This window comes from Enterococcus aquimarinus, assembly GCF_001885765.1.
In the GTDB taxonomy this organism is placed as follows: domain Bacteria; phylum Bacillota; class Bacilli; order Lactobacillales; family Enterococcaceae; genus Enterococcus_I; species Enterococcus_I aquimarinus.
Window position 1 is genome coordinate 1 of record NZ_JXKD01000004.1, and the last position, 25,025, is coordinate 25,025.

Here is a 25,025-nt window from a genome sequence, read left to right on the forward strand (position 1 = left end):
AGGCTCCACGAACAATTTCAGATAAATCTCCCAACTTACGCTGTTCCCAATCGTCCGAAATATAAGTAGCCAGAAAAAGAAAAGATTTTAATTATTAAGGTAATTATTGCTAATATCTGTCGTATAATCTGTATATGATACTAATAAAGTAGAAATCAAACGACTAGTGATGATTGGAAGTGTATATGTTGGCTGAGGACAAATTTGAAAAAGCACTAATAAAGAAGCTTGAAGCAGAAGGTTGGACTTATCGTCAAGATTTATCAGGAGTAAGTACTAAAAAGTTAGAAGAACATTGGCGAAATGTTTTAGATGAAGTGAATGCTCATAAATTAAATGGGACAAAATTATCGGATATAGAGTTTGGCTTAATCATGCAAGAGTTACAACGAATTAAGACGCCATATGATGCCCAACTGTTATTGGTAGGTGCTGGTGGTGTAGGATCACTCCCTCTAACAAGGGATGATGGTTCAAATTTAGAAATTGAAATATTTTATGAAGATGATATTGCAGGTGGACGCTCACGTTACGAGGTAGTCAGTCAAGTGAACTTCAAAGAATTACCCACCTCACTGACAACTAAAAGAATTATTGACTTGATGCTTTTAATAAATGGACTGCCAATAGCTCATTTGGAATTAAAAGACGAACACCTACAAAATCAATGGAGTGCCTTTGAACAGCTTAAGGGATATCACAGTGACGGGATGTATAATGGGATATTTTCATTTGTACAGGTTCAGTTTATTATGAGTCAACATTCAGCACGTTATATGGCTCGTCCGAATTCGTTTGAGAACTACAATAAAACTTTTGTCTTCGGATGGCGAGATGAGGATGGAAAAGATATTACAGATTCATTTGAGTTCACTCATCAAGTCATGGGTATTCCAGCATTGCATCGTTTAGTAACATTAAATATGATTCCTGATGCTTCAAACGATAACTTAATGGTTATGCGTAGTTATCAAATCCAAGCAACGCGAAAAATATTACAAAAAATGAAAGAGATGGAACAAAGCGGACTTATCAAAAAAGAAGGTGGCTATATTTGGCATACAACAGGTTCTGGTAAAACAGTGACAGCCTTTAAAGTAGCACAATTATTAGCTGCGGCACCGCGCATAAAAAATGTCCTATTTATAGTTGATCGCGTGGATTTAATTGATCAAACACTCGAAAATTTTAAAGATTTTGCTTATACTCATTTTAAAAACCGTATCAAAAAAGTGAATGGTCGAGAACTGAAAAGAGAGTTGAATCATAAGGGCGCATCTAAAATACTATTAATATCAGTTCAGGGATTGACAAAGGCTGTCAAAAGAGGTCTTGTTAATAATGATTGGAATGTCATTATTATGGACGAAGCACACCGGTCAGCAAGTGGAGAATCGGTAAAGCTAATCAAAAATGCCTTTAAAAAGACAACGTGGTTTGGTTTTACAGGAACACCTAACTTTTATAGTGATACTTTAAATGATGTAAATACTTCGCGAGATATTTCAACACATGATATTTTTGGTGAACGTCTCCATAGCTATACGATTAAAGATGCGATCGGGGATGGCAATGTATTGGGATTTGATGTCAGTTACTATCGCCCTGATTATATAATTACGAATCAAGACCCTAATTTTACCGAAAAACAATATGAGAAAGAAATCTATAGCAGTATGATTTACAGACGTCAAGTTGTAGAAGATATCTTAAAAAATTGGGATAAAAACTCAGGTGGCGAAGTTATGGCAGGGGTTCAAGAAAAGAATGTCTTCCAATCGATGTTGGCAGTTTCGGGCAAACAAGCGGTGGTTGCATATTATAATCTCTTCAAAGAAATGGCGCCAAATTTACGAGTCGCAATGACCTTTTCACGAGATGAGACTAACAGTCGAGGAACTAAAGAACAAAATGAAAGTTTGAAGAAGGCAATAGATGAATACACCAAAAGATATAATACGCCGAGTATATTAAATGCTAACGATCCAGAGCGTTCGTACATAATAGACATCACGAAGCGATTGGCGCGTAAAAATCCTTATAATCGTGATCTAGAAGAAGATCGATTAGACTTAGTAATTGTCTCTGATCAATTGTTGACAGGATTTGATTCAAAGTATCTAAATATGATTTATATGGATAAGATGCTTAAAGAAGGGATGCTAATCCAAGCGATGTCTCGTACGAATCGAACGTTTAATCGCAATAGTAAACCTTATGGGAAAGTCCGCTTTTATCGTAAAGGAGATGAGATGCAAGCGTATGTTGAAAACGCACTGCGCATCTACACTAAAGGCGGAAATGACACCTTAGAAGAAGCTGAAAATGAGAGTAGCGGTGAAGACGATAAGAAGTTAGTTGATGATGGTATTTTTGCTCAAACACAAAGTAGCCAAATTAAAGAATTAGCCCCTGCAGTGAGTCGGTTGAAACAATTAGCAGGTGCAGATTTCAGCCAAATTCCTCGTTCTGAAATGGAACGCGAGGAATTCTCTAGATTAGCTGTGTCAACACAAAGTAAAATTCAGCGGTTACTTCGACAAGGGTATGAATTGGGTTCTGAGATAGATGAATTGGATCATAATGGCGAATCTACGGGGAAAATAGTTCGATTAGATATAAAGAATAGTGAAGTATTAGGGGCACTGCAAGCACGTATGAATGATGTGGTTGAATTATTACCTCCAGAAAAGCGTCCAGATATTACAGAAATTCAAGTGGCCCTTGAAAAATACTCAGAAGAAATTATTGATTATGACAAGCTTGTCGAACTATTAAATAATTTTATTGATAAGACAGATGATTCAAATAAAAAAGCAATTCAAAAGCATATTGTTCCAATGGATGATGAGAGTCGCCAAGAAATTAACGAGATTGTAATTGATATAGAAACAGGTGAAATTACAAAACATTTTACAACTGAGTCCTTAATGACAACCCGTAAAAAATATCGAACAGAAAGACAAGAATTAAAAATCAGACGTTGGGCTGCAAACCAAAATGTAAATAGTAATCGAATTATGGAAGCCTATGAGGTATACTTGCCAGGTCATTCGTTACTAGATAATCCCAACCTTTCTGATATTGTTCATAATATTGAAGAGGAAGAAAAGATTGGTTTCTTTGGCGCTTCTGAATTTGAAGATGCTTTGATGAGCTTTTTTGAAGAGTTATAAAAAGTTGGATAATGGGATTGCTATTGTGATCATTGAGATTATAAGAAGAATTTTAGCGGAATGTTATCTTTCGGATGAACGCTTTTCTGATTATTATAACAATCGAGCCGGTAAAGATGCGGCACGTACATTGACGGCGATTATTCAACACTACGCTTGAGTTCTTTCAAATTAATGGCTTGTGATTATACGGAATAAAAAAACTGTCAGTCTATTGAGAATCACCAATAGACGGACAGTTACAATTGTTATTTTGCTCGTTTCACTTCAATGCGATAACCATCTGGGTCGGTCACAAAGAAATAGGTTGGGGTGCCACCAGAAAGTCCTTTTAGTTCACCAGTTTCGTAAGCAGACGCTTGACAAACTTCGTGCATTTGCTCTAAGTCACTAACCGTTACACCTAAATGACTGAAGCCATTTCCGACGTTATAAGGTTCGGCATCATAGTTATAAGTGAGTTCAATTTGGACAGAAGATCCAGGAGAATTTAGATAAATTAAATCAAATTTCTTTTCAGGAAATTCTCGACGGCTCGCCACTTCAAAATTGAATAGGTTCGTATAAAAATCTAAAGTAGCGTCAATATCTCTCACACGCAGACAAATTTCAACAAGTTCTTGGTTCATTCAATCATCCTCCAAACATTTATTACCTTTATTCTAGCATGAATTCCTTGCATACGCAGTTTTTTCGCTTCAACGGTTAATTGTCTCTGTTTTTTTCAAGAGTTGTAAGAAAGACAGCACTTGATTTGAAGCAATCGTACAATAGTCATCTGGTAAAGATTTATGCATAAAATGAATACGCTTTCTTATGGAAAAATGAAGAAATAGCGTATAATAAAAATGTAAAGAAACATTGCAGAATCAATGCTCGTATAGACGTTTCGTTAAAACGAAAAGGAGTGGGATGTCATGAAAGAAATCACGTATTCAAAGTTAAGAAGGTTCAATTTGATCATGGGTGGTCTGCATTTACTACAAGGAATCGCGATGCTTTTCTTAGCGACGACTGTTATTCAAAAAATCGGTGAATTTTCACCTCAGATCACGCAAAATTATTTAGCCTTCAACCCAGCAACAAGTTCACTAGAATTAGAGTCAAAAGTGTTATTTGATTTACCTTTTGGAATTTTAGTCGCATCTTTTTTATTCATTTCTGCGGCCGCTCATGCACTGATTTCGATTCCTAAAAAAACCAATGAGAAATACAACGCCGATTTAGAAAAAGGAATTAATCAGTTTCGTTGGTTCGAATATGCGATTAGTTCTTCGATTATGATTGTGTTAATTTCCACTTTGTTTGGGATTTACGATATCGTCTCACTCGTCTTAATTTTTATTGTCAATGCGACGATGAATCTATTCGGCTTAGTGATGGAACAAATGAATTCAGGAAAAAGCAAAAATGATATCATCTGGGGACCCTTTATCTGGGGTTCAATCGCAGGGATTGCGCCTTGGATCGCCATCTTACTCTACATGTTTGGTAACGGTAATTTTGATCAAGTCCCATGGTTTGTGTGGGCGATTGTGGGAACCTATTTCGTTGCTTTCAACACGTTTCCAGTGAATATGATTTTGCAGTATAAAAAAGTTGGGAAATGGGAGAACTATATTTACGGCGAAAGAATTTATATTGTGTTAAGTCTCGTTGCAAAATCCATCTTAGCATGGCTGGTGCTTTTTGGAGCAATGCAACCTTAGGGAAAAAGCGAGAGTATGACAGACGTATTTCTTTATAAGATTAGATAGTGTTGATTGAGAATCTCATTTGGGATTTTCTTTCAACATTTTTTTTGCAACAGCAAAGGTAAATTACAATTGATAGTCGAATAAAACAAATAAGAAAAGTAGTTTGCAAAAACAATAAGATTTCAACTCCTTATAAAAAACGTTTTTATTATTGCTTTAAAACTATAAAAAATATAACGAGCTAAAATCAGCTGTATGACTAGAAGTATAAGGGTTTTTAGATATATTCTTTTAAATGCAATGTTTATGCGCTTTCATTTTTTTGAAATAATAGTTGTATCTGAAAAATAAGAATGCTATAATTCAAAATATCAGTAAGAAAAACGTTTTCCTAATACGAGGTATGGAGTGATAGATAATGGAAAAAAAGAACCGTGTAACGATTAAAGACGTTGCAAAAGAAGCGGGGGTGTCAATTTCAACAGTATCAAAAGCGTTGAATAGAGTAGAGGGTGTAACCGATGAAACACGAGAAGCGATTGAAAATATTGCGAGAAAAATGAATTATGTGCCGAATTTAATGGGTAAACAACTGAAGTCAGGGAAAACTAAAATGATTGGCGTTTATACAAATAGAATTAGTGGTCCATATTTTAACTCTCTTATTGATGAAATCGCTTATGAATCAAAGCAACATGGTTATAATCTAAACGTAATTGTTTCGGATGAGAGAGCAGTAATTATGAATAGTATCCTGGGAAATTTTGTCGACGGGGCAATTGTCGTAGAAAATGTACTTGATCAAAAAGATATTGAAACGATTAATTCGAATGGTGTATCAACAGTGTTTATCAATAGAATTGTAGCAGATAAACGAGTTGGAAGTGTCGTATTTGATTCTTTTGACAAAGGATATCTAGCCGGTAATTATTTACTGAATTTAGGTCATAAAAATATCGGTTATATTAATGGAGTTGATGATATTTATGATAATGATCAACGATTCCAAGGATTCAAAGCAGCTTTATCAAAATCAGGCATCACTTATAACGAAGAAAATACAATTCAAGGAAATTTTGTTGAAATAGATGCCTATCATAATACTTTAAAATACATCCAAAATCCTACAACAATTTTTCCGTCAGCCTTTTTAGCGGCAAATGATTTGAGTGCAGTGGGATTCATAAAAGCGATGTCTGAAAATAATTATTCCGTGCCAGAAGATTTTAGTATTATGGGTTTTGATGATGCAGAGGTTTTAAAATACTTCAAACCAGGATTGACAACAATAAGAAATTCGACAAAAGAACAAGGCAAGAAAGCAATTACGCATCTTCTAGAGATGATGGAAAGAAAAACAGAAGGTCGAGTTATTGAGGTAAAAGGGACACTTATTATCAGAGATACAACAAAAGAATATAGCCAGTAGGGAGTGAAAAAGGGCATGTATGTTGGGATAGATGTGGGTGGTACGAGTATTAAGTATGGTTTAGTAGATTCAAACGGAAATATTATCCATAAAGGAGCAATAGCAACAGGTTTTGAGAAAGAAGAACTATTACAGAACTTAACGATAATAGTTGATGAATATGTAAGCGGTTCAAGTGGAGGGGTAAAAGGTATAGGAATTAGCATGCCAGGAATCGTAAAAGAAAATGGATTTTTACTGACGGCAGGAGCTATTCAATCCTTTTTTGGTCTCAACTTAAAACAAGAAATAGAAGAGAGAACAGGTATTTTTACGAAAATAGAAAATGATGCGAATGCAGTAGCGATTGCAGAAAAATGGTTAGGAAATGCAAGTGATAAACGTAATTACGTATGTGTCATTTTAGGTACTGGTGTTGGTGGTGGAATCGTGATTAATGACCAAGTATATCGTGGTCATAACGGTATGGCTGGCGAATTCGGTTGGATGATTATTGATGGTATCAAGGATATTACGGATATCGAAACAAAATCAATCACTCAAAGAGCTGCAATAGTCTGCGGATTGATTAATCAGTACAATATACAGGCGAGAAAACGAAAAGAAAAAGAGGTAACGGATGCACGTGAGATTTTTCAAAAGGAAGAAGACGGAGAGCAATTAGCGATAGAAGTGGTTGATCAATTTCTAGATGATTTAGCAGTTGGCATACTGAATTTAATTGGTTGCTTTGATCCCGAAATCATTTTAATTGGTGGTGCGATTAGTTCGAATGAAATTTTTATTAAACGAATTCAAAAAAGACTAATTATGTTAGAAAAAAAGCATCAAAGTATGAGTTTTTTGATTGGAAAAGGACTCCCCTCCGTAGTGGCTACTAAATTAAAAAATGATGCAGGAATATTAGGGGCGGTATACCAAGTGAAAATAGCGCAAGAACAGTTAAACAAGGAGATGAGTAAATAAATGTTAAAAAAATTCCGTGATCAGGCGATTTGGAAGAAATTCTATCAACAAAGGTTCTATCAAATGATGGTAATTCCAGGGGTATTATTTATGATACTGTTCAATTATATTCCCATGTATGGAATTATTATTGCTTTCAAAGATTTCTCAGTTTTTGATGGTATATTCGGATCTCCGTGGGTTGGATTCCAATATTTTCAAGAATTTTTGACCGATGATGTTTTCTGGATGGTAATGAGAAATACGCTCGTTATTAGTTTTTTTAAACTATTATTTGGGTTTCCAGGTGCAATTATTTTAGCAGTCATGATTCATGAAATTGTTAATGTAAGATTAAAAAAACTAGTACAAACAATTTCATACTTGCCTCACTTTCTCTCTTGGGTAATTTTAGGTGGGATGTTTATCAGTTGGTTGTCTGATGTAGGCTTAGTTAATAATATATTAAGTTCAATGGGAGTTATAGATAAACCAATTCGCTTTCTAACAGATCCCAATAAATATTGGGCAATTGCTGTGATTTCTGATATCTGGAAAGAAATTGGTTGGAATACCATATTATATATTGCAGCACTAACAGGAATAAATCCAGCATTATATGAAGCCGCTAGAATGGATGGTGCAACTAAATTTCAACAAATTATTAAAATTACGATTCCTTCGATTAGACATATTATTGCTTTAACACTCGTTCTATCCGTAGGTGGTCTTCTAGGCTCTAATTTGGATCAAACCTTAGTATTACAAAATCCAGTGAACTATCAAACTAGTGAGGTTTTAAACTCCTATGTCTTTAAAATGGGTATCCAGCAAGGCGATTTTTCTTATGCAACCGCAGTCGGTCTACTCGTTTCTGTTGTTTCATTAATTTTAGTTGTTGGTAGTCATACAATTACAAAGAGAATATCAGATCAGTCAGTATTCTAGTATGAAAGGAGAAAATATTGATGTTAAGTAAAAACTTTTCAAAAGATGAGCAATTGTTTAATCTGTTCAATGTCATTTTTATGATATTCTTTATCGCGATTATTGCCTTACCTTTATGGAATATTTTGGCTCTCTCATTTAATGACGCGAAAGATGCGATTCGAGGAGGTATTTATTTTTGGCCACGAAAATTTTCTATAGAGAGTTATCTAACCGTTTTTGAAGATAAGTCTATTTATAGAGCATTTGTTATTTCAGTATTAAAAACAGTTATCGGTGTCTTCGTACATACTGCGTTTACGGCTTGTGTGGCGTATGGTATTTCTCGTAAAGATTTAGTGTTTAGAGATTTTTATATAAGAACAGGCATTTTAGCAATGTTTGTCTCAGGAGGATTGATTCCGACTTTCTTATTATTTAAAAATTTAGGATTAATTAATAATTTCTGGGTATACATTATACCCGTTGCATTTTCATTCTACGATATGATCATTCTAATGAATTTCTTTAGAAGCATTCCTTATTCACTAGAAGAATCAGCAATGATGGACGGAGCGAATCCTTTTACGATATTTATCAAAATTGTGTTACCGCTATCACTTCCAGTATTAGCAACGATTGCACTATTTCATGGGGTATATCAATGGAATGACTATATGACAGCTAACATTTTTATTGAAAATAGAAATCTTTATCCGTTACAAATGTTATTGTACCGTATCGTTTCTGAAAATTTATCAGCAGGAGTTGCAACAGGAGCACGAGTTGTTCGGCAAACGACATCTCAATCATTACAGTTAGCTACAATGGTCTGTACCACGGTTCCTGTTATTGTTATCTATCCTTTCCTTCAAAAATACTTTATTCAAGGAATGACTTTAGGATCAATCAAAGAATAAGTTAGAAGAATGGATTACTAAAATTAAGTTTTAAGAAGCGTTTAAGCTTCTAAATATATAATTTGAGGAGAGAAAATGATGAAGAAAAAATATTTTGTAGGTTTGACAGTACTGTTAAGCGCTACACTATTAGCAGCTTGTGGAAACGGTGGTAGTAGTTCGGGCGGGAATGATGTTTCTAAGGGAGAAAAAGCAATGGCAAGTACACCAGAGCCCCGTTTTACACCAGATCCCGATGTGCCGAGTTGGCAATCAGACACAGATACTCCCGCGAAATTGAAATGGTATGTCAATTTTGATTGGTATGCTCGTTCTGATTGGGGATTAGATGTTGTTTCACGTAAAATCAAAGAAGATATGAATATTGACGTTGAATTCGTTAACGGAAATGACGAAAAGATGAATACGATGTTAGCAGGAGAAGATTTACCTGATTTAATGACTTTTGATCGCAATCTTTCTGCAGCAGAAGAAGCTGCCAAATTCACGTTACCTTTGAATTTACTAGCAGAAAAATACGATCCATATTTTTTAGAACATGCTGCAAAGCCTGAAACGTTAAAATGGTATACATTAGAAGATGGGAATGTCTATGGCTATCCAAGCTTTTCAACTACCACAGCTGATTATGAAACAGGTGGTGTACAAGGGGATCAAGTATTTATTGTAAGAAAAGATATTTACGAAGCAATTGGATCACCTGATATGTCGACGCCAGAAGGATTTATTAATGCATTGAAGAAAGCGAAAGAAGTTCAACCAAAAGTAGATGATGGATCAGATTTAGTTCCGTTTGGTTTAACTGCACTAGATATTGCTAACGGAGCGGATGGAGCACTTAGTTGGGTATTACAAGACTTCTTGAATATTCCTTTGATGGTCGATGACAAAGCAAATGATCGCGATAGTGATTCTGAATATATTGCTTGGTTAGAAGTATTCCGTAAAGCTTACAATGATGAGCTGATTAGTAATGACCAATTTTCCGATAATGATAATATTATGAAAGAAAAATTAGCTCAAGGGAAATATTTTGCATATTTACACTCTAATACAAAAGGGATTAACGAAGTAATGTCTGAAAACAATACTCGTAATGATGGGAAAGAAATGTATATCGCCGTTGACGGACCTAAGAATTCTAAAGGAGAAGATCCTACGTTCTCTGGCGGTAATATTGGGGGATGGACCCAAACCTTTATTACAACCAGTACAAAGGAACCGCAAAAAGCGATTGAACTAATCACCTATTTAGCAAGTGAGTATGGAACAATGGTTAGCGCCTTTGGCATCGAGGGTGAAACGTATAATTTAGAAGATGGTTTAGCTGTACTTACTGACGAAACGGAAGAACTTAGAAATACAGATATTGCAACATTTGACAAAGAAGTCGGTCTAGGATCATACTGGCAAGTCGCAAATGACAACTTTGCAATTGAAATGGGTCAAAAACCAGCAGCGTCGATTAGACAAATGGTTGATTGGGCTGCTGATAAATTAGCACCACGATTTGAATTAGAAGATATCGATCCTAAAACTGGTAGTTTAGCTCGTAACTTAACAAAAGTTAATACGGAACGTGTTCAAGCAATGGTGAATGTAATTCAAGCGAAGTCTGAGGAAGAAGGAAAAGCAATTTGGGATGAATTCTTACAAGGAAGAAATGATAATGGATGGGAAGAAATTGTGAAATATCGTAATGAGAAAATAGAACAAAATATTGAGAGATTGAAATAACGTAATAAAATACAATGACAAAAATTAAGTGAGGGAGTGGATGTTTTGTTTGGAATTGAAAGTAAATTTTATCGTGCAACCATTATTATTTACAAAGTAGTATTAGCTAATTTACTATTTTTGCTTACAAGTTTATTAATTATTACGATTCCAGCATCCATTTCCGCTCTTTTGTATACATTGAGCGGAAATGATGTATCTGTTGTAAGGAAATACCTAACTCACTTTAAAAAGAGTCTATTGACGACTATTCCTTTAGGGTTATTTAATGTATTTACTTTCTTTACCATTATTTCATTAATTACAGGGCTTCAAAATAGAACATTATTAGCTAGTTTGTTAATAATTATTTCTTCTAGTTTTTTAGTCATGTATAATTTAGGAATTTATTTTTTTCAAAATCAGACAAAAGAGAAAAATTATTTTTTTATATTTAGAAATTCTTTTTTTCTTACAATAATAAGCTTCCCGAAATTATTTATTATGTTATCTGCAACGGGCATTGTTCTATATATTAGCGAAATGTTTTTTAACAATAGTGTTTTATTTTTTGGTTTAGGGGCGATTTTTTATGTTGTACAAAGAATATTTTCCTCTAGTATAAATAAAATTCAAGAAGCAATTGTGTTATAAGTAATCACGAATTTGGTTAGGAGAGTTATCAATGGATATTCAAGAACTTCTAAATAAAATGACAATCAAGGAAAAAATTGGGCAACTCGTTCAAGTAACCCCATCATTTTTTAGCGAAGTCGATGGAACAGGAATTATTACAGGCTTAATGGGCGATTATGAAATTGAAGGTGAGGATATTTATGAAGTAGGTTCCGTTTTAGGTTCTTATGATAGGGAAGAAATAATCAGTATTCAAAAAGCCTATTTGGAAAAAAATAGATTAGGAATTCCTTTGATTTTTATGGCAGATGTCATTCATGGTATTCATACAATTTTCCCGATTCCACTGGCTCTAGCATCTTCTTGGAATCGCCAAGTAGCGGAAGAAATGGCAGAATTATCTGCTAAAGAATGTCAAATATCAGGAGTTCATTTAACCTTTTCCCCCATGGTTGATATGATGCGTGATCCACGATGGGGACGTGTAATGGAAGGAACAGGCGAGGATAGTTATTTGAATTCTGAATTCTCAAAAGCCTTTGTTAGAGGATATCAAGGAGAAAAAGGTGAGCTCTCTGAAAATTTCCAACGTATCGCCGCATGTGTAAAACATTTTGTGGGATACGGGGCTGTAGAAGCTGGACGCGAATATAATCATGTATCGATTGACGATTTAGAATTGTATCAACACTACTTACCATCATTTAAAGCAGCAATAGATCAAGACGTCAAAATGGTCATGACCTCTTTTAATCCAATTAAAGGGATCCCATCTACAGGAAACGAATATGTCTTAAAAAAATTATTGCGAAAACAACTTGAATTTGAAGGAACAGTCATCGCGGACTGGGGAGCCATTGCACAGCTGGTAACGCATGGTGTAGCAGAAAATAAAGCGCAAGCTAGTAGCATGGCACTTAGAGCTGGATGTGATATCGATATGATGACAAATAGTTATTATGATTATCTAGAGTCAGAAATATCCTCAGGGAACGTTTCAATGGAACTGCTAGATTCAGCTGTATTACGAGTTTTATCCTTAAAGAAAGATTTAGGATTGTTCTTAGATCCGTATCGTGGTGCATTAGAGATAAATGATGAGTTCATAATGGGTAAAGAAATTCAAAAGAGAGCATTAGAAATCAGTGAAGAATCAATTGTATTACTAAAAAATACGGACAATATTTTACCCGTTACAAAATCAAAAAAAATTGCTTTGATTGGACCTAAGGCTGTCACTCAAGATGTTTTAGGTGCTTGGTCAGGTTATGGCGATCCATTGCAAGCGGTAAGTTTAGCAACAGGACTGTCAAAAGAATATGAACAAATCGAAGTAATTCCAATATCTTCAGTAAATCATATAAGTGAGGAAGAAAAAAAACAAGCAGTGCAAGCGGCAAAAAATAATGAGGTAGTTATTTTAGCGCTCGGCGAAAGTTCAGAAGAAAGTGGAGAAGCTGCTAGTAAAGGGTCGATTGAGCTTCATAGGAGTCAGATTGAGTTACTTCAAACAATAGAAAAAGAGAATAATCAAATAGTCACCGTTTTGTTTAACGGACGTCCCCTCGATTTAAGAGAAGTTGAAAAATATTCAAAAGGTATGATTGAGGCTTGGTTTTTAGGAACTCAAGCTGGACATGCCATAACCAATATATTAACTGGCCATAAAAATCCTTCAGGAAAATTACCTATGACTTTCCCCTATTCAACCGGCCAAATCCCCATTACTTATAATCATATGAATACAGGTAATCCTCTAATACCAGAACGTCAAAATGAAAAGTATATTTCGAAGTATTTGGACATCCCCAATGATCCTCTTTATCCGTTCGGATATGGACTTTCTTATACACAATTTTCATTACAGAGCCAATTAGAGATTCCAGAGAGAAATGATGATATTGTAGCAACTGTGAAAGTAAACGTTACAAATACAGGTGAAGTTTCGGGTGCTGAAGTTGTTCAACTTTATATTCGTGATCTTATTGGACAAGTCGTTCGACCTGTTAAAGAGTTAAATGGATTTGAAAAAGTATATTTGAAGCCAGGAGAACAGAAAACGATTTATTTTGACATATCACCTGAAGATTTATCCTATTATAATATGGAACTTGAATGGGTGTTGGATGACGGATGGTTTGACGTTTTTGTAGGAAATAGTTCACAGGCGCCAAAAATTGGTGGATTTAAATATGAAGCATGAAGGGAAAATAAAGAAAGAAATAATCTATCTCATGACTTTATTAGTGTAACCTTCCCATTTTCTGGTTGATATTAAAGAGATAGAGAGCATTTTGTGATGAGAATGGAATACATGAGATGTTTTTCATCAATTAGTTTGTAGTTTGGACTTTTTAATTGAGATGAGGAGTGAAAAAAATCAATTAGTTATAAAGAAAATTGATTTTTAAAAATTCAAATGAAATAGGAGTGTCACAATGATAAGGAAAAGTTTATTAGTCGTATTAAGTTTATTTTTGTTTATTATTTTTTCTACGCAAGAGGTTAAAGCGGTTGATGATAATAATACATTAGAAAGTGATATCCAAGAAGGGAATAAAATGATTACAAAAGAAAATCCAATGATATATGAGTTTGACTTAAATGCAGAAGATGATCGAATGCATAAAGCAGACGGTTGGTCAAATGGCGAAATGTTTAATAATACATGGAGAGCAAATAATGTTTTCTTTGAAGACCAAAAAATGAATCTTTTGATTGATTTGGATGGTGAAAACGCTAATCCATTATATTCTGGTGGAGAGTATCGATCAAATGATAACTATCATTATGGACTATATGAAGTTAGGATGAAGCCTATCAAAAATGATGGCGTTGTTTCATCGTTTTTTACATATACGGGGCCATCTGAAGATAATCCTTGGGATGAAATTGATATTGAATTTTTAGGTAAAGACACAACTAGTGTTCAATTTAATTATTTTACTAATGGAGAGGGGGAACATGAGTATTCTTATGAATTGGGATTCGATGCTTCAGAGGAATACCATACGTATGCATTTGAATGGTTACCAGATTCTATTACATGGTTTGTAGATGGCAAAGAAATTCATACAGCAACTGAGAATATTCCCACTACACCGAGTAAAGTTATGATGAATGTCTGGCCAGGAATTGGCGTTGATTCTTGGTTAAATGAATTTGATGGGAATGTACCCCTAATAGCGAAGTACGATTGGTTCCGGATTACACAATATAAAATGACTGAAGCAGATAAAACCGAAACAAAACAAACTGACAATCCGGTGAGTAGTAATGATGATAAAAAAACACACGAAAAAAACGAAAAATCATACTGGGGGATAGTTGGTGGATTGGGCTTGTTTATAGGCATAGGTAGCGCTATCTATTTTAAATTAAATAAGCGAAAAAAATGATAACTGTCTATGATATTTGTGTGTAATAAGTGGATAATTGCGCGGTGATAATATTCAATTTAAAACAAATGGAAAAAATCAAAATGATGAAAATAAGATAAAAAAATCACAAAGTTATTGATATCCCTCTTTTTTTGTAGTATATTAGCAAGCGGATTAATATTTAGGGGGATTATTATGAAAAAAAGTTTTGTGAAGACATTAGCATTTGGTTTGGTATCGACATTAATTTTAAGTGCTTGCGGCGCTGAAACAAGTTCAACGTCAGAGGCATCAAGTTCAAGTCAGACGAAAGAAACGCAAGCGAGTTCTGAAGTAGTCAGCAGTGCTTCTGTGTATGAATACACCAATCCAACAGAATTACAAGAAACATATGATATTGTGATTGTGGGAGCTGGTGGTGCTGGGATGGCTGCGGCACTTTCAGCAAAAGATGCAGGAATGAATCCTGTCATTTTTGAAAAAGCACCTGTAGCGGGTGGAAATACAATGAAATCTTCTGGCGGAATGAACGCTTCAGAAACAAAATTCCAAGAAGAATTAGGGATTGAAGATAGCAATGAGCTATTCTTTGAAGACACATTAACCGGTGGTAAAGGCACGAACAACCAAGAATTATTACACTACCTAGTGGATAATTCTGCTTCTGCAATTGATTGGTTAGATTCAATGGGCATTACTTTGAACAATATTAGTTATAGTGGTGGGGCAAGCGTGAAACGGATCCACCGTCCAGCTGATGGATCTTCTGTCGGAACTTACTTAGTAGACGGTTTAATCCGCAATATTACGGAGCAATCGATTCCATTGTTTGTCAACTCAGAAGTGACTAAAATTAATGAAACAGATGGAAAAGTATCTGGCGTAGAAATCATTATTGAAGGCGAAACAAAAACAATTACAAGTGATGCAGTTGTGGTTACAACCGGTGGCTATGGTTCAAACCATGAGATGATTGAATCGTTTCGTCCAGATTTAAAAGGATACGTGAGTACAACGGCTGCAAGTAGTACTGGTGACGGAATCAAAATGATTGAACAATTAGGCGGTGCAACAGTGGATATGGATCAAATCCAAGTACACCCGACTGTTGTCCAAGATTCAGGCATGTTAATCAGTGAAACCGTTCGTGGAGAAGGTGCGATTTTAGTAAACCAACAAGGCGAACGTTTCGTGAATGAATTAGAAACACGCGACAACGTTTCAGCAGCTGAAACAGCTTTACCAGAACAATATGCTTACTTAATTTTTGACAATGAATTAGCAAAACGTGCGAAACAAGTGGAGTACTACGAATCAGAAGGTGCAACGATTAAAGCTGATACAATTGAAGAATTAGCACAACAAATTGACATCGATCCTGCAACCTTAAAAGCAACCTTGGATACTTGGAACAACAACGTTAAAGAACAAAAAGATCCAGAGTTCGGTAGAGAAACAGCGATGGACTACGATTTGACAACAGGTCCGTTTTATGCGATTAAAATTGCACCTGGAATCCACCACACAATGGGTGGCGTACAAATTAATGTTGATACGCAAGTCTTAAAAGAAGACGGTAGTGTTATCCCTGGATTGTATGCTGCAGGTGAAGTAACCGGTGGAATTCATGGTCAAAACCGTATCGGCGGAAACGCTGTGGCTGATATTATGGTCTTTGGTCGCCAAGCAGGTGTACAAGCTGCGAAATACGCGAATAACTAATTGACTTTAGGCTACAACAAAACTCGTCATGAGGAATCACAGACGTGCTGATGAGAGTGAAGATAAAGCTCCATACATAAAGAACTAGAACCGTCATTTTGATCGATGATGGTTCTATTTTTTTTGTGATTTCAAAGGATTTTCGCACGTTTTCTTTCATTTTTAAACGATAAAAAGTGAAAAATGGCGGCGAGTTAAGGTACAATAGAAGAAAGAGTCCCGCTGAATTTAGAGTTGCGAGTACGAAAGAAAGGCAGGAGCAAACGATGGATTACAATGACTTAATAAATCAAGCGATGAAGCAAGTGAAAAATGAAGAAAATAAGTTGCAACATGTCAATATTTTGATTGCAGGAAAAAGCGGTGTCGGGAAATCGACATTAATTAATGCAGCCTTTCGAGCAGATTTAGCTCAAACAGGGATGGGCCGTCCTGTGACAAAAGAGATCCAGTTGATTGAAAAACCAGGTATTCCAATTAAAATTTATGATACCGTTGGGTTTGAGTTAGACAAGACAGTTCAAAAACGAACAATTAAAGAAATTAAAAAATTAGCGAAAGAAAAACGGAAAAATGCTGTTCCGGATGACGATATTCATTGTATGTGGTACTGTGTTTCGGCGCCAAGTGATCGCTTTGAAGACATTGAAGAAAACTTTATTAATGATATTGCGGCGTTAGGAATTCCAGTGATTTTAGTCTTAACGAAAGTCTTCTCAAAAGAAGCAGCAACGCAGTTAGAAGCGACGATTCGAGCATTAAGACCAAAGATTCATTCGGTCGTTCAAGTGCTAGCAAAAGACAGTGAATTTGTACCGTCTTTTGGTATTAAAGAACTCGTAGAAGAGACGTGCGAATTGCTGCCTGCTTCCATCCAAAATTCCTTTGTGAATGCGCAAAAAGGATCGTTGGCCTTAAAGAGAAAAAAGTCAAATTTAGTCGTAAAAGCAAGCGTCGCTACTTCTTTTGGTGAAGGGTTTATTCCGATACCCGTTGCCGATGCTCCGTTGATTATCGCGACCCAAATGGCGATGTTAGCCAAAATTACGACAATCTATGGGATTGATATTAAGAAAAATCGCTTAGAAACTGTTTTTGCAAGTATCATTGGGATTTTAGCAGCGACCACCGGTGGAAAAACGGCTGTGAGTAGTTTATTTAAAATGATGCCGGGAGTCGGAACGCTTGTCGGAGGGATGATTTCTGGAGGAGTGGCCTCCTTGATTACGACGGCTTTAGGACAATCGTATATTCAGCTAATGGAATTAACGATTTCTGGAAAAATTGATTTGTCTGAACTTCCAGCCGACCAGTTAGAAACAATGTTTACCGATATTTTTTCGAATTATCTTAAAAAATTCAAAGGCTTGAAACATTAAGCCTTATAGAAACGATAAAAAAGCAAAGTAAGGAGTCTATAAAGCATGTTAGACAAACAGTATTGGATTGATCAATTAGGACTATTACCACACCCGGAAGGCGGTTATTATAAAGAGTTACCCGATTCAAAGGATTGGTTTGAAGAAAAGAATCGACCGGTTTATACGAATATCTATTTTTTATTAACGGAAGAAAGTCCTTCGCATTTTCACCAATTAACAGCGGATGAAGTCTGGTATTTTCATTACGGATCGTCCTTAAAGGTGCATGAATTATTGCCCGATGGTTCTTACAAAACGACTTCTGTTGGCTTGAATATCGAGCAAGGAGACGTGTTACAATACGTGGTGCCAAAAGGATCTATATTTGGTTCATCGGTCAATGAAGGAGATCAATATGCCCTTGTGAGTTGCATGGTCTCTCCTGGTTTTACCTTTGATGATTTCAAATTATTTACGAAATCAGAGTTATTAGCAGACTATCCCGAACATGGGGATATCATTGAGCAACTCGCTTTTGATTCATTGGATTTTTAAGGCGCTTTTAAGAACCCTTTTTTACTGAAAATAGTACAAATGAAGGCTAAATACGAGGTGCAGGACGTTCCTTTATGTTAGCCTTTTATGTTTAAAAGTATCTTTTTATTTTAAGAACGAAGTCGAAGGAGTGATTCATTAATGCCTATTATCAATTATCAAGTGCTCGAACCCTTTTATCGTATTTGGCAATCAAATGCGGTTCGGCTAAGAATGCCAACAACGGTGATTTTCATTGCACCTTACCACAATCAGAAAATGCAAGCGTTACCCGAAGTCTATCAAGCAGACTTTACGCAATTCTTAAGTGAACATGTGCGACAAACCGATGTGATCTTTGAAGTACCAACAATGGGTTGGATTGGGATTTTATTATTAGGGAGTAAAGAAAATGAAGCGTATCGTTTATTGGAACGCTTATCAAATGAATACCAAGCAAGTGAGCGTTTTTTCACATTAGAAGCAGAAAAGATTTCGTTTAAAGCAAGTATTACCGAAATTCGGCAAGCAGACATTACCTTTGAACAGATTTTGACAACCGCCCAAACGGCATTGGGCCAAATGTCGGAAACACAGGAGCTGGTCTACATTCCGGATTATCGGCAAGCCAAAAGAGAACAAGTAAAAGTGAGTATTATTGAAAGTGATCCGTTAATGAATCGAATTATTAAAGAGGTCGTGCAGAATTTACCATTATCTTCATTAGATAAAGAAATTCGAACGTTTGTGGATGGCGAAGATTTTTTGAGTTCCGATTTTTATCAGTCTCCGCATAATCATATTGTCATTATGAATGATGTCTTACCACGTAAAACGGGACTCGATATTTTAGCTTCGTTACGATCAATGCCAAATGACAAGAAATTTGTCATTTATATGATGACGAATCGAAATGCTGAAAGTGCGATGATTGATGCCTACGAAAAAGGGGTCGACTATTATTTAGTAAAACCCTTTAATCTTAAGTTGTTTTCAGCTCAACTAAAAAGGATGTTTGAAAGCCTATGGTAATGAAGAGTGCTATCCAAATAGTGGCAATCCTTGTGTGCCTTGTGTTTCTCTTTCTATTATTGATGTATCTTTATCTCGTGTTGAATAACGTTAAAATCGTCAAACAACAAAAACAATTCGCCACCTATCTTGAAACACAAGAATCTTCGTGGCTTCAATATGTGCTACATGGTGCAGCCGTCACAACAGAGATGATTCCCAAAAATGAAGGGTCGTATCGAGCGGTTGAAACAATCGGCAGTCGGTATTTTCGTTTAGCAAAAGATGTCGAAATCCATACACGTATTTCGGAATTTACCGAGCAATATCTTGCGGCGCGCTACAAGAAACAATTACGTAGTCATTTATGGAGTGTGCGAATGAACGCCTTACGATATATTGGTATGTTTGGACTGACATCCTTGTTACCAGAGTGTCGTCAGTTGCTCAAGGGGAATGTTTCGAAAGAAGAACGGTTTGAAATTATCAAATTAGTCATCTTGTATGCGCATGCCTCGGTGTTCGAAGAGATCGTGAATCCGAAACAACAAATGACCAGTAGTGAGTATAAGCAATTATTTATGATGTTAAAAAACAAGGAACGCTTCGCATTGTTTGCACAATTAGAGGGCATCCCTCCACTTGCGCAACAAGCCTTGATTGAGGTCTTTATTCAGTTGCGCGACCCGCAAATGTTACAGGCAGCCGAACAGTTACTACAAAGTGAGTGGGAAGAACTTCGAATCGGAGGGTTAAAATTACTGTCTGAAATGGGTGGAGTGGTGTCTTTAGAAACCCTTGAACCGTTTGTGGCATCGCCTTCGTTTGTCGAACGGATGTATGCGATGAAGAGTCTAAGTGCCATTCCGTTTGAAGCCACGAAAAGATTTCTGGAACAGGGGCTTCATGATGAAAATTGGCATGTGCGCAGACAAGCAGCTATTTCGCTTTGTACCAGTGAACAAGGAAAAATGTACACGAAATGGTTTATCAAAGAAAGTAATGATCGCTACGCCGTGGAGATGGCGAGTGAAATCTTAAAGCTAAAGGAGGGAAATAAGCAATGATTAAACAGTATCTCATGCTTTTTTTTGGAGGCGTCATCCTCTTTTATATGCTTTTTGTCATTGTGACGTATTCATGGATGCTCGTGAAGGCGACCCTTTACTTGCGCAAAAAACAAGGATTAGAAAAAGAGAACTTTGATGACGTGTTTGTCGATGTTTTTTATACCAAACCAGTCTCGATAATTGTTCCCGTGTATAACGAAGAGATGGGGGTTGTCGATACGGTCCGTTCTCTCTTTAGTTTACGCTATCCACAAACAGAGATTATCATTGTCAATGACGGTTCAAGCGATCAAACGCTTGAAAAAACGTTGAGAGAGTTGAAAATGATACCGATTAACAAAATTGTCCGAAAATCGATTGAAACGAAGCCGATTAGAGGTATCTACACGTCGGAATTATACCCGGATTGCTACTTAATTGACAAAGAAAATGGTGGCAAAGCCGATGCATTAAATGTGGGCATTAACGTTTCAAGCTATCCCTATTTTTGTTCATTAGATGGGGATTCAATATTAGATGAAAATTCGTTATTGCGGATTATGAAACCGATTATGTTATCAGGAGGGGATGTGATTGCTTCTGGGGGAAATGTCCGGATTGCCAATGGTGGTACGATGGAACTCGGGCATATCCAACATCAAGAACTGTCGACCAAACTGGTAGTTGTGATGCAAGTGATAGAATATTTACGTGCGTTTTTAATGGGAAGAATTGCGTTAAGTCAAAGTAATATGGTGCTCATCATTTCCGGTGCTTTTAGTGTTTTTTCGAAAGAATGGGTGATTAAGGCAGGCGGTTACGCCGTTCACACAATCGGGGAGGATATGGAACTCGTTGTCCGGTTACAACGGTTGCTTCGTGAAGAAAAAGTGAAAAAACGCATTGAATTTGTCTCTGATCCTGTTTGTTGGACAGAAGCCCCAGAACGACTCAGCATTTTAAGAAAACAACGGCGGCGATGGCATCAAGGATTACTAGAAAGTTTATGGCGCCATAAAGTCATGCTTTTTAACCCTAAGTATGGGCGAATTGGCATGGTCGCGATGCCTTATTTTTTAATTGTCGAAGGTTTAAGTCCTTTCATTGAACTGGGTGGTTATTTATACGTGATTTATGCTTATTTTACGGGGGGACTTTATTACGAGTATGCGTTGTTATTAGCCCTCTTATTTGTGTTATATGGTACCGGCTTTACGCTCGCTTCGATTTTATTTGAAATGTGGAGTTTAGCATCGTTTACCTCGAACAAAGAATTATTGCGCATGACACTTGGGGCATTTTCAGAGTTATTTTGGTACCGTCCATTAACGCTAATTTGGCGACTAGAAGGAACGTTCAACTTCATCCGTGGAAAACGAGTATGGGGAAATATGGAACGAGTGGGGTTGAATAAAGGAGAGATGAAACCATGAAGCGATTATATGTAGCAATGGGCGTCGTCTTATTCTTACTCTTGCTTCCCCTTGTGTTGTGGTTCATAAAACCGACTCACGACATGAAGGTAGCCATTATCGATAAAACAGTGGATGTCTCAAAAGTCGAACATCAGGGGATTGATTGGGTACTGGATTATGAAAAAATCGATCGTTTACAATCAACCAAGGACATTGATGCGTCAACAACTTTGTTAGAAGGAACTGCTTTACAAAAGAGTTATGAGAAGGCTGATTTTCTTTATTTAGTCGATACGGATGGTCCGATGCAAGCGACGAAATCAAGTAAAAGTGGTCTCACAGAAGAAGAATGGCAAGCGTTTGTCAAACACTTTGAACAAGAAAACAAAAGTACTTTTATTGCCGAGCACCATAGTTTTGGCTCTACTACAACGCAACAAGTCAGTGATGAGATGACAGCCTATTTAGGTGTGACTTGGAGTGGTTGGATTGGGCGTTCTTTTGAAGAACTCAATCCACAAAAGAACGCTGAAATTCCAGAATGGATCACGAATAAAAGTGAAGAAGAATGGTCCTATGAAGGGCCAGGGATTATTTTATATCATGAAAAAGATGAAGCTTATCTCGTATTAACCGAGAAGGAGCTCTTACATGATGCTAGTATTCAGGTGAAGATGAGCGATGAAGGACAAGCACAATTAGGTTTTTCAGCGACGACGGATTACGAGGGTTGGTTTGATTTAGTAAGTGCAAATTACGGTACTGAAACAGTCGCCACCTTCGACTTTCATTTAACGGAAGCAGGAGAAAAAATGGTAGCAGAACAGGATATCCCGTTGAACCTTGCAGCAATCACACAACGGACCCGCAATCATCATACAAGTTACTATTTTGCGGGTAATTTTAGTGAAGCGACGAATGTTCCGTCCGTTTATCAGATGTCGGGAATTGCTCAGCTCTATCAGCTTGGGAAATGGTTTGGTTCGGACGCGCTTTACTGGCGGCTTTATGTCCCGTTGATGCAGGCTATTTTTTCGCAACATGAAACAAAAGAGTCACCTCCCTTAACCGCACAAGAAAAACAAAAAGCGTATGCCTCACCAGATGGTTCTTATAATGCTCGAATTAATGGGGAACAATTTGAAGTCTGGCAAGAAGATGCGTGGCAACCGTTAACGATTAAAGGTGTGAACATCGGAATGGGAAAACCAGGCTATTTCCCAGGTGAAGCAGCCATTACAGAAGAAGAATATTATCGTTGGTTCGAACAAATTACTGAAATGAACAGCAATACGATCCGAGTGTATACCTTGCAACCACCGGGATTTTACCGAGCGCTAGAGCATTTTAATGCAGGGAGAGAAAAACCGTTATATGTCATGCATGGCATTTGGATTGAAGAAGAAGCCTTAGAAGAAACGCTCGATGCATACGCGGAACCGACATTAACGGCTTTTAAAGAAGAAATTGAACGTCTTGTCGATGTCGTGCATGGCAATCGTTACGTGCCATACGTCCCAGGACATGCACATGGGATGTATGACACCGATGTCTCACAGTATATTTCAGCTTGGATTATTGGAATCGAATGGTACCCTAACATGGTCGAAAATACCAATCAAGTACACGCGGGAATTGGCGAGTATCAGGGGAACTATTTTGAGACGAAAGAAGCACAACCATTTGAACATTGGCTTGCCGAACAAATGGATGCGTTAGTCACCTATCAATATGACACGTATCATTGGTTGACACCGATGAGTTTTACGAATTGGATTACGACCGATTTATTAAGGCACGCAGATGAACCGAATACGGAAGAAGACTTAGTCAGTGTCAATCCGAACGTCATTTATACCAAAGAAGCGATGAATGATCTGGGTCAATTTGCATCGTATCATGTCTATCCGTATTATCCTGATTTTTTAAATTACGATGAGGCTTATTTGAATTATGTCGATCATCGTGGAGAAAAAAATAGTTACGCAGGCTATTTACACGAGCTCCATAACGCACACCGGATGCCGATTTTAATTGCCGAATTTGGTCTTCCAGCTTCACGTGGAAAAACACATGAGAATGCCTATGGATTTGATCAAGGCTTTAATAGTGAACAAAAACAAGGAGAAGTCATTCGTCATCTTTTTGAAGATATTATGGCAGAAGATTTAATGGGCGGTTTGATTTTTTCTTGGCAAGATGAATGGTTTAAACGAACATGGAATACGGTCGATTATGATGATCCGGATAGAAGGCCTTATTGGTCGAACGTCCAAACGAACGAACAACGTTTTGGGATTCTTTCATTTGATCGCAATCTCGTCCAAATCGATGGCAAGACGGATGAGTGGCAAGAAGATGAACCTCTGTTGACGACAGAAGATCTTACCTTGCATGTCAAGAGCGATGAAACGTATCTGTATTTAACCATTAAAAGTAAGCAATTAGAAAAAGAAAATGTCCGGATTCTACTGGATACAGTGGCTAACCAAGGGAATACCTCAGATCGCGAGACGGGCGATCAGTTCCCCGCACCGGTTGAATATTTGGTGAAACTAAATCAACAAGGCGAATCGCGGATCGTGCAAGATGTCTATTATGACTATTTTAATTATCTGTATGCGAAAAAATTGTCACTGATGCCCGACCGAATGCCGAATCCGCAAAAAGATAGTGGGCAATTTTCTACGATTGATTTTGTCTTAAATAAAGCGTTGACGTTACCTGATAGTCAAAAGAAAATTCCATTTTCATCATATGAAACAGGGCTATTGCGTGAAGGAACGTCTGATCCGACTGCTGTCGATTTCGATTCTTTAACCGATTATCATTGGCAAGGTGATACGCTTGAAATTCGGTTACCATGGTTATTGATTGGTGCGACAGATCCAAGTCAAAAGAAATTCCTAGGAGATTTTATTTCGGCGAATGAAAAAGTAGATGAAGTGATTAAAGGGATTGGCATTGGTGTTTATTTTGAAGGACAAGCACCACCGAAAAGCTTAGTAACGTATGAGTGGCAACCATGGGATATTCCTCAATCAACGGAACGTTTAAAGGCGTCGTATCCTATCATTCAACAATTATTTGCCGAATACGAATAAGAA

At 36.8% G+C, this 25,025-nt stretch carries 19 protein-coding genes; 18 read left to right on the plus strand and 1 reads right to left on the minus strand.

Features of this window, described 5'->3' with window-relative positions; all coding sequences use genetic code 11:
* Positions 1-188: 188 nt before the first annotated feature.
* Positions 189-3,176, plus strand: coding sequence for an HsdR family type I site-specific deoxyribonuclease (locus tag RU93_RS04035; RefSeq protein WP_071874494.1), 2,988 nt, complete (start codon positions 189-191; stop codon positions 3,174-3,176).
* A 4-nt stretch (positions 3,177-3,180) separates the two neighbouring features.
* On the plus strand, positions 3,181-3,336 hold the full coding sequence (locus tag RU93_RS12050; protein ID WP_169818084.1) for a hypothetical protein: 156 nt from the start codon (positions 3,181-3,183) through the stop codon (positions 3,334-3,336).
* A gap of 88 nt (positions 3,337-3,424) precedes the next feature.
* Here RU93_RS12050 and gloA read toward each other — a convergent pair whose 3' ends face one another.
* Complete coding sequence (gloA, locus tag RU93_RS04040; RefSeq protein WP_071874329.1) at positions 3,425-3,805, minus strand: lactoylglutathione lyase; 381 nt, start codon at positions 3,803-3,805, stop codon at positions 3,425-3,427.
* A 288-nt stretch (positions 3,806-4,093) separates the two neighbouring features.
* Here gloA and heR point away from each other — a divergent pair, with 288 nt between their 5' ends.
* The 16 genes from heR (at position 4,094) to RU93_RS04120 (ending at position 25,022) form a co-directional block, all read left to right on the plus strand.
* The gene (gene heR / locus RU93_RS04045; RefSeq protein ID WP_071874330.1) at positions 4,094-4,885 is read left to right on the plus strand and encodes a heliorhodopsin HeR; all 792 of its coding nucleotides are present in this window, start codon (positions 4,094-4,096) and stop codon (positions 4,883-4,885) included.
* Positions 4,886-5,291: 406 nt separating this feature from the next.
* Positions 5,292-6,302 (plus strand): LacI family DNA-binding transcriptional regulator, encoded by a 1,011-nt coding sequence (locus RU93_RS04050; protein WP_071874331.1) that lies wholly within the window; start codon positions 5,292-5,294, stop codon positions 6,300-6,302.
* Between the two features lie 15 nt (positions 6,303-6,317).
* On the plus strand, positions 6,318-7,268 hold the full coding sequence (locus RU93_RS04055; RefSeq protein WP_071874332.1) for an ROK family protein: 951 nt from the start codon (positions 6,318-6,320) through the stop codon (positions 7,266-7,268).
* Entirely contained in the window at positions 7,269-8,195 is a 927-nt protein-coding gene (locus RU93_RS04060; protein ID WP_071874333.1) for an ABC transporter permease, read from the plus strand. It abuts the gene before it with no gap.
* A gap of 20 nt (positions 8,196-8,215) precedes the next feature.
* Complete coding sequence (locus RU93_RS04065) at positions 8,216-9,094, plus strand: carbohydrate ABC transporter permease (RefSeq protein ID WP_071874334.1); 879 nt, start codon at positions 8,216-8,218, stop codon at positions 9,092-9,094.
* A gap of 78 nt (positions 9,095-9,172) precedes the next feature.
* On the plus strand, positions 9,173-10,831 hold the full coding sequence (locus RU93_RS04070; protein WP_245785366.1) for a type 2 periplasmic-binding domain-containing protein: 1,659 nt from the start codon (positions 9,173-9,175) through the stop codon (positions 10,829-10,831).
* 45 nt (positions 10,832-10,876) lie between these two features.
* Positions 10,877-11,464 carry a YesL family protein gene (locus RU93_RS04075; protein WP_071874336.1) on the plus strand — a complete coding sequence of 196 codons (588 nt, stop codon included), beginning with the start codon at positions 10,877-10,879 and terminating at the stop codon, positions 11,462-11,464.
* A 31-nt stretch (positions 11,465-11,495) separates the two neighbouring features.
* On the plus strand, positions 11,496-13,649 hold the full coding sequence (locus RU93_RS04080; protein WP_071874337.1) for a glycoside hydrolase family 3 N-terminal domain-containing protein: 2,154 nt from the start codon (positions 11,496-11,498) through the stop codon (positions 13,647-13,649).
* A 235-nt stretch (positions 13,650-13,884) separates the two neighbouring features.
* Entirely contained in the window at positions 13,885-14,844 is a 960-nt protein-coding gene (gene bglS / locus RU93_RS12345) for a beta-glucanase (protein ID WP_071874338.1), read from the plus strand.
* A 177-nt stretch (positions 14,845-15,021) separates the two neighbouring features.
* The gene (locus RU93_RS04090) at positions 15,022-16,548 is read left to right on the plus strand and encodes a flavocytochrome c (RefSeq protein ID WP_071874339.1); all 1,527 of its coding nucleotides are present in this window, start codon (positions 15,022-15,024) and stop codon (positions 16,546-16,548) included.
* 266 nt (positions 16,549-16,814) lie between these two features.
* On the plus strand, positions 16,815-17,927 hold the full coding sequence (locus RU93_RS04095) for a YcjF family protein (protein WP_071874340.1): 1,113 nt from the start codon (positions 16,815-16,817) through the stop codon (positions 17,925-17,927).
* Positions 17,928-17,972: 45 nt separating this feature from the next.
* Positions 17,973-18,464, plus strand: coding sequence for a cupin domain-containing protein (locus tag RU93_RS04100; RefSeq protein ID WP_071874341.1), 492 nt, complete (start codon positions 17,973-17,975; stop codon positions 18,462-18,464).
* A gap of 141 nt (positions 18,465-18,605) precedes the next feature.
* Positions 18,606-19,475 carry a response regulator gene (locus tag RU93_RS04105; protein ID WP_071874342.1) on the plus strand — a complete coding sequence of 290 codons (870 nt, stop codon included), beginning with the start codon at positions 18,606-18,608 and terminating at the stop codon, positions 19,473-19,475.
* A 41-nt stretch (positions 19,476-19,516) separates the two neighbouring features.
* Entirely contained in the window at positions 19,517-20,521 is a 1,005-nt protein-coding gene (locus RU93_RS04110) for a HEAT repeat domain-containing protein (protein ID WP_211272552.1), read from the plus strand.
* Positions 20,518-21,936: a glycosyltransferase family 2 protein gene (locus tag RU93_RS04115; protein WP_071874344.1), complete on the plus strand. Its 1,419-nt coding sequence runs from the start codon at positions 20,518-20,520 to the stop codon at positions 21,934-21,936. The genes RU93_RS04110 and RU93_RS04115 overlap by 4 nt, the downstream gene beginning before the upstream one ends.
* Complete coding sequence (locus RU93_RS04120) at positions 21,933-25,022, plus strand: hypothetical protein (RefSeq protein ID WP_071874345.1); 3,090 nt, start codon at positions 21,933-21,935, stop codon at positions 25,020-25,022. The genes RU93_RS04115 and RU93_RS04120 overlap by 4 nt, the downstream gene beginning before the upstream one ends.
* Positions 25,023-25,025: the final 3 nt, after the last annotated feature.

Bases quoted from the DNA above. Each gene is read 5' to 3' on its own strand.
- RU93_RS04055 (WP_071874332.1), top strand. From the start codon at position 6,318: ATGTATGTTGGGATAGATGTGGGTGGTACGAGTATTAAGTATGGTTTA.
- gloA (WP_071874329.1), bottom strand. From the start codon at position 3,805: ATGAACCAAGAACTTGTTGAAATTTGTCTGCGTGTGAGAGATATTGAC.
- heR (WP_071874330.1), top strand. From the start codon at position 4,094: ATGAAAGAAATCACGTATTCAAAGTTAAGAAGGTTCAATTTGATCATG.
- RU93_RS04080 (WP_071874337.1), top strand. From the start codon at position 11,496: ATGGATATTCAAGAACTTCTAAATAAAATGACAATCAAGGAAAAAATT.
- RU93_RS04090 (WP_071874339.1), top strand. From the start codon at position 15,022: ATGAAAAAAAGTTTTGTGAAGACATTAGCATTTGGTTTGGTATCGACA.
- RU93_RS04105 (WP_071874342.1), top strand. From the start codon at position 18,606: ATGCCTATTATCAATTATCAAGTGCTCGAACCCTTTTATCGTATTTGG.
- RU93_RS04065 (WP_071874334.1), top strand. From the start codon at position 8,216: ATGTTAAGTAAAAACTTTTCAAAAGATGAGCAATTGTTTAATCTGTTC.
- RU93_RS04100 (WP_071874341.1), top strand. From the start codon at position 17,973: ATGTTAGACAAACAGTATTGGATTGATCAATTAGGACTATTACCACAC.
- bglS (WP_071874338.1), top strand. From the start codon at position 13,885: ATGATAAGGAAAAGTTTATTAGTCGTATTAAGTTTATTTTTGTTTATT.
- RU93_RS04060 (WP_071874333.1), top strand. From the start codon at position 7,269: ATGTTAAAAAAATTCCGTGATCAGGCGATTTGGAAGAAATTCTATCAA.
- RU93_RS04050 (WP_071874331.1), top strand. From the start codon at position 5,292: ATGGAAAAAAAGAACCGTGTAACGATTAAAGACGTTGCAAAAGAAGCG.
- RU93_RS04115 (WP_071874344.1), top strand. From the start codon at position 20,518: ATGATTAAACAGTATCTCATGCTTTTTTTTGGAGGCGTCATCCTCTTT.
- RU93_RS04120 (WP_071874345.1), top strand. From the start codon at position 21,933: ATGAAGCGATTATATGTAGCAATGGGCGTCGTCTTATTCTTACTCTTG.
- RU93_RS04070 (WP_245785366.1), top strand. From the start codon at position 9,173: ATGAAGAAAAAATATTTTGTAGGTTTGACAGTACTGTTAAGCGCTACA.
- RU93_RS04095 (WP_071874340.1), top strand. From the start codon at position 16,815: ATGGATTACAATGACTTAATAAATCAAGCGATGAAGCAAGTGAAAAAT.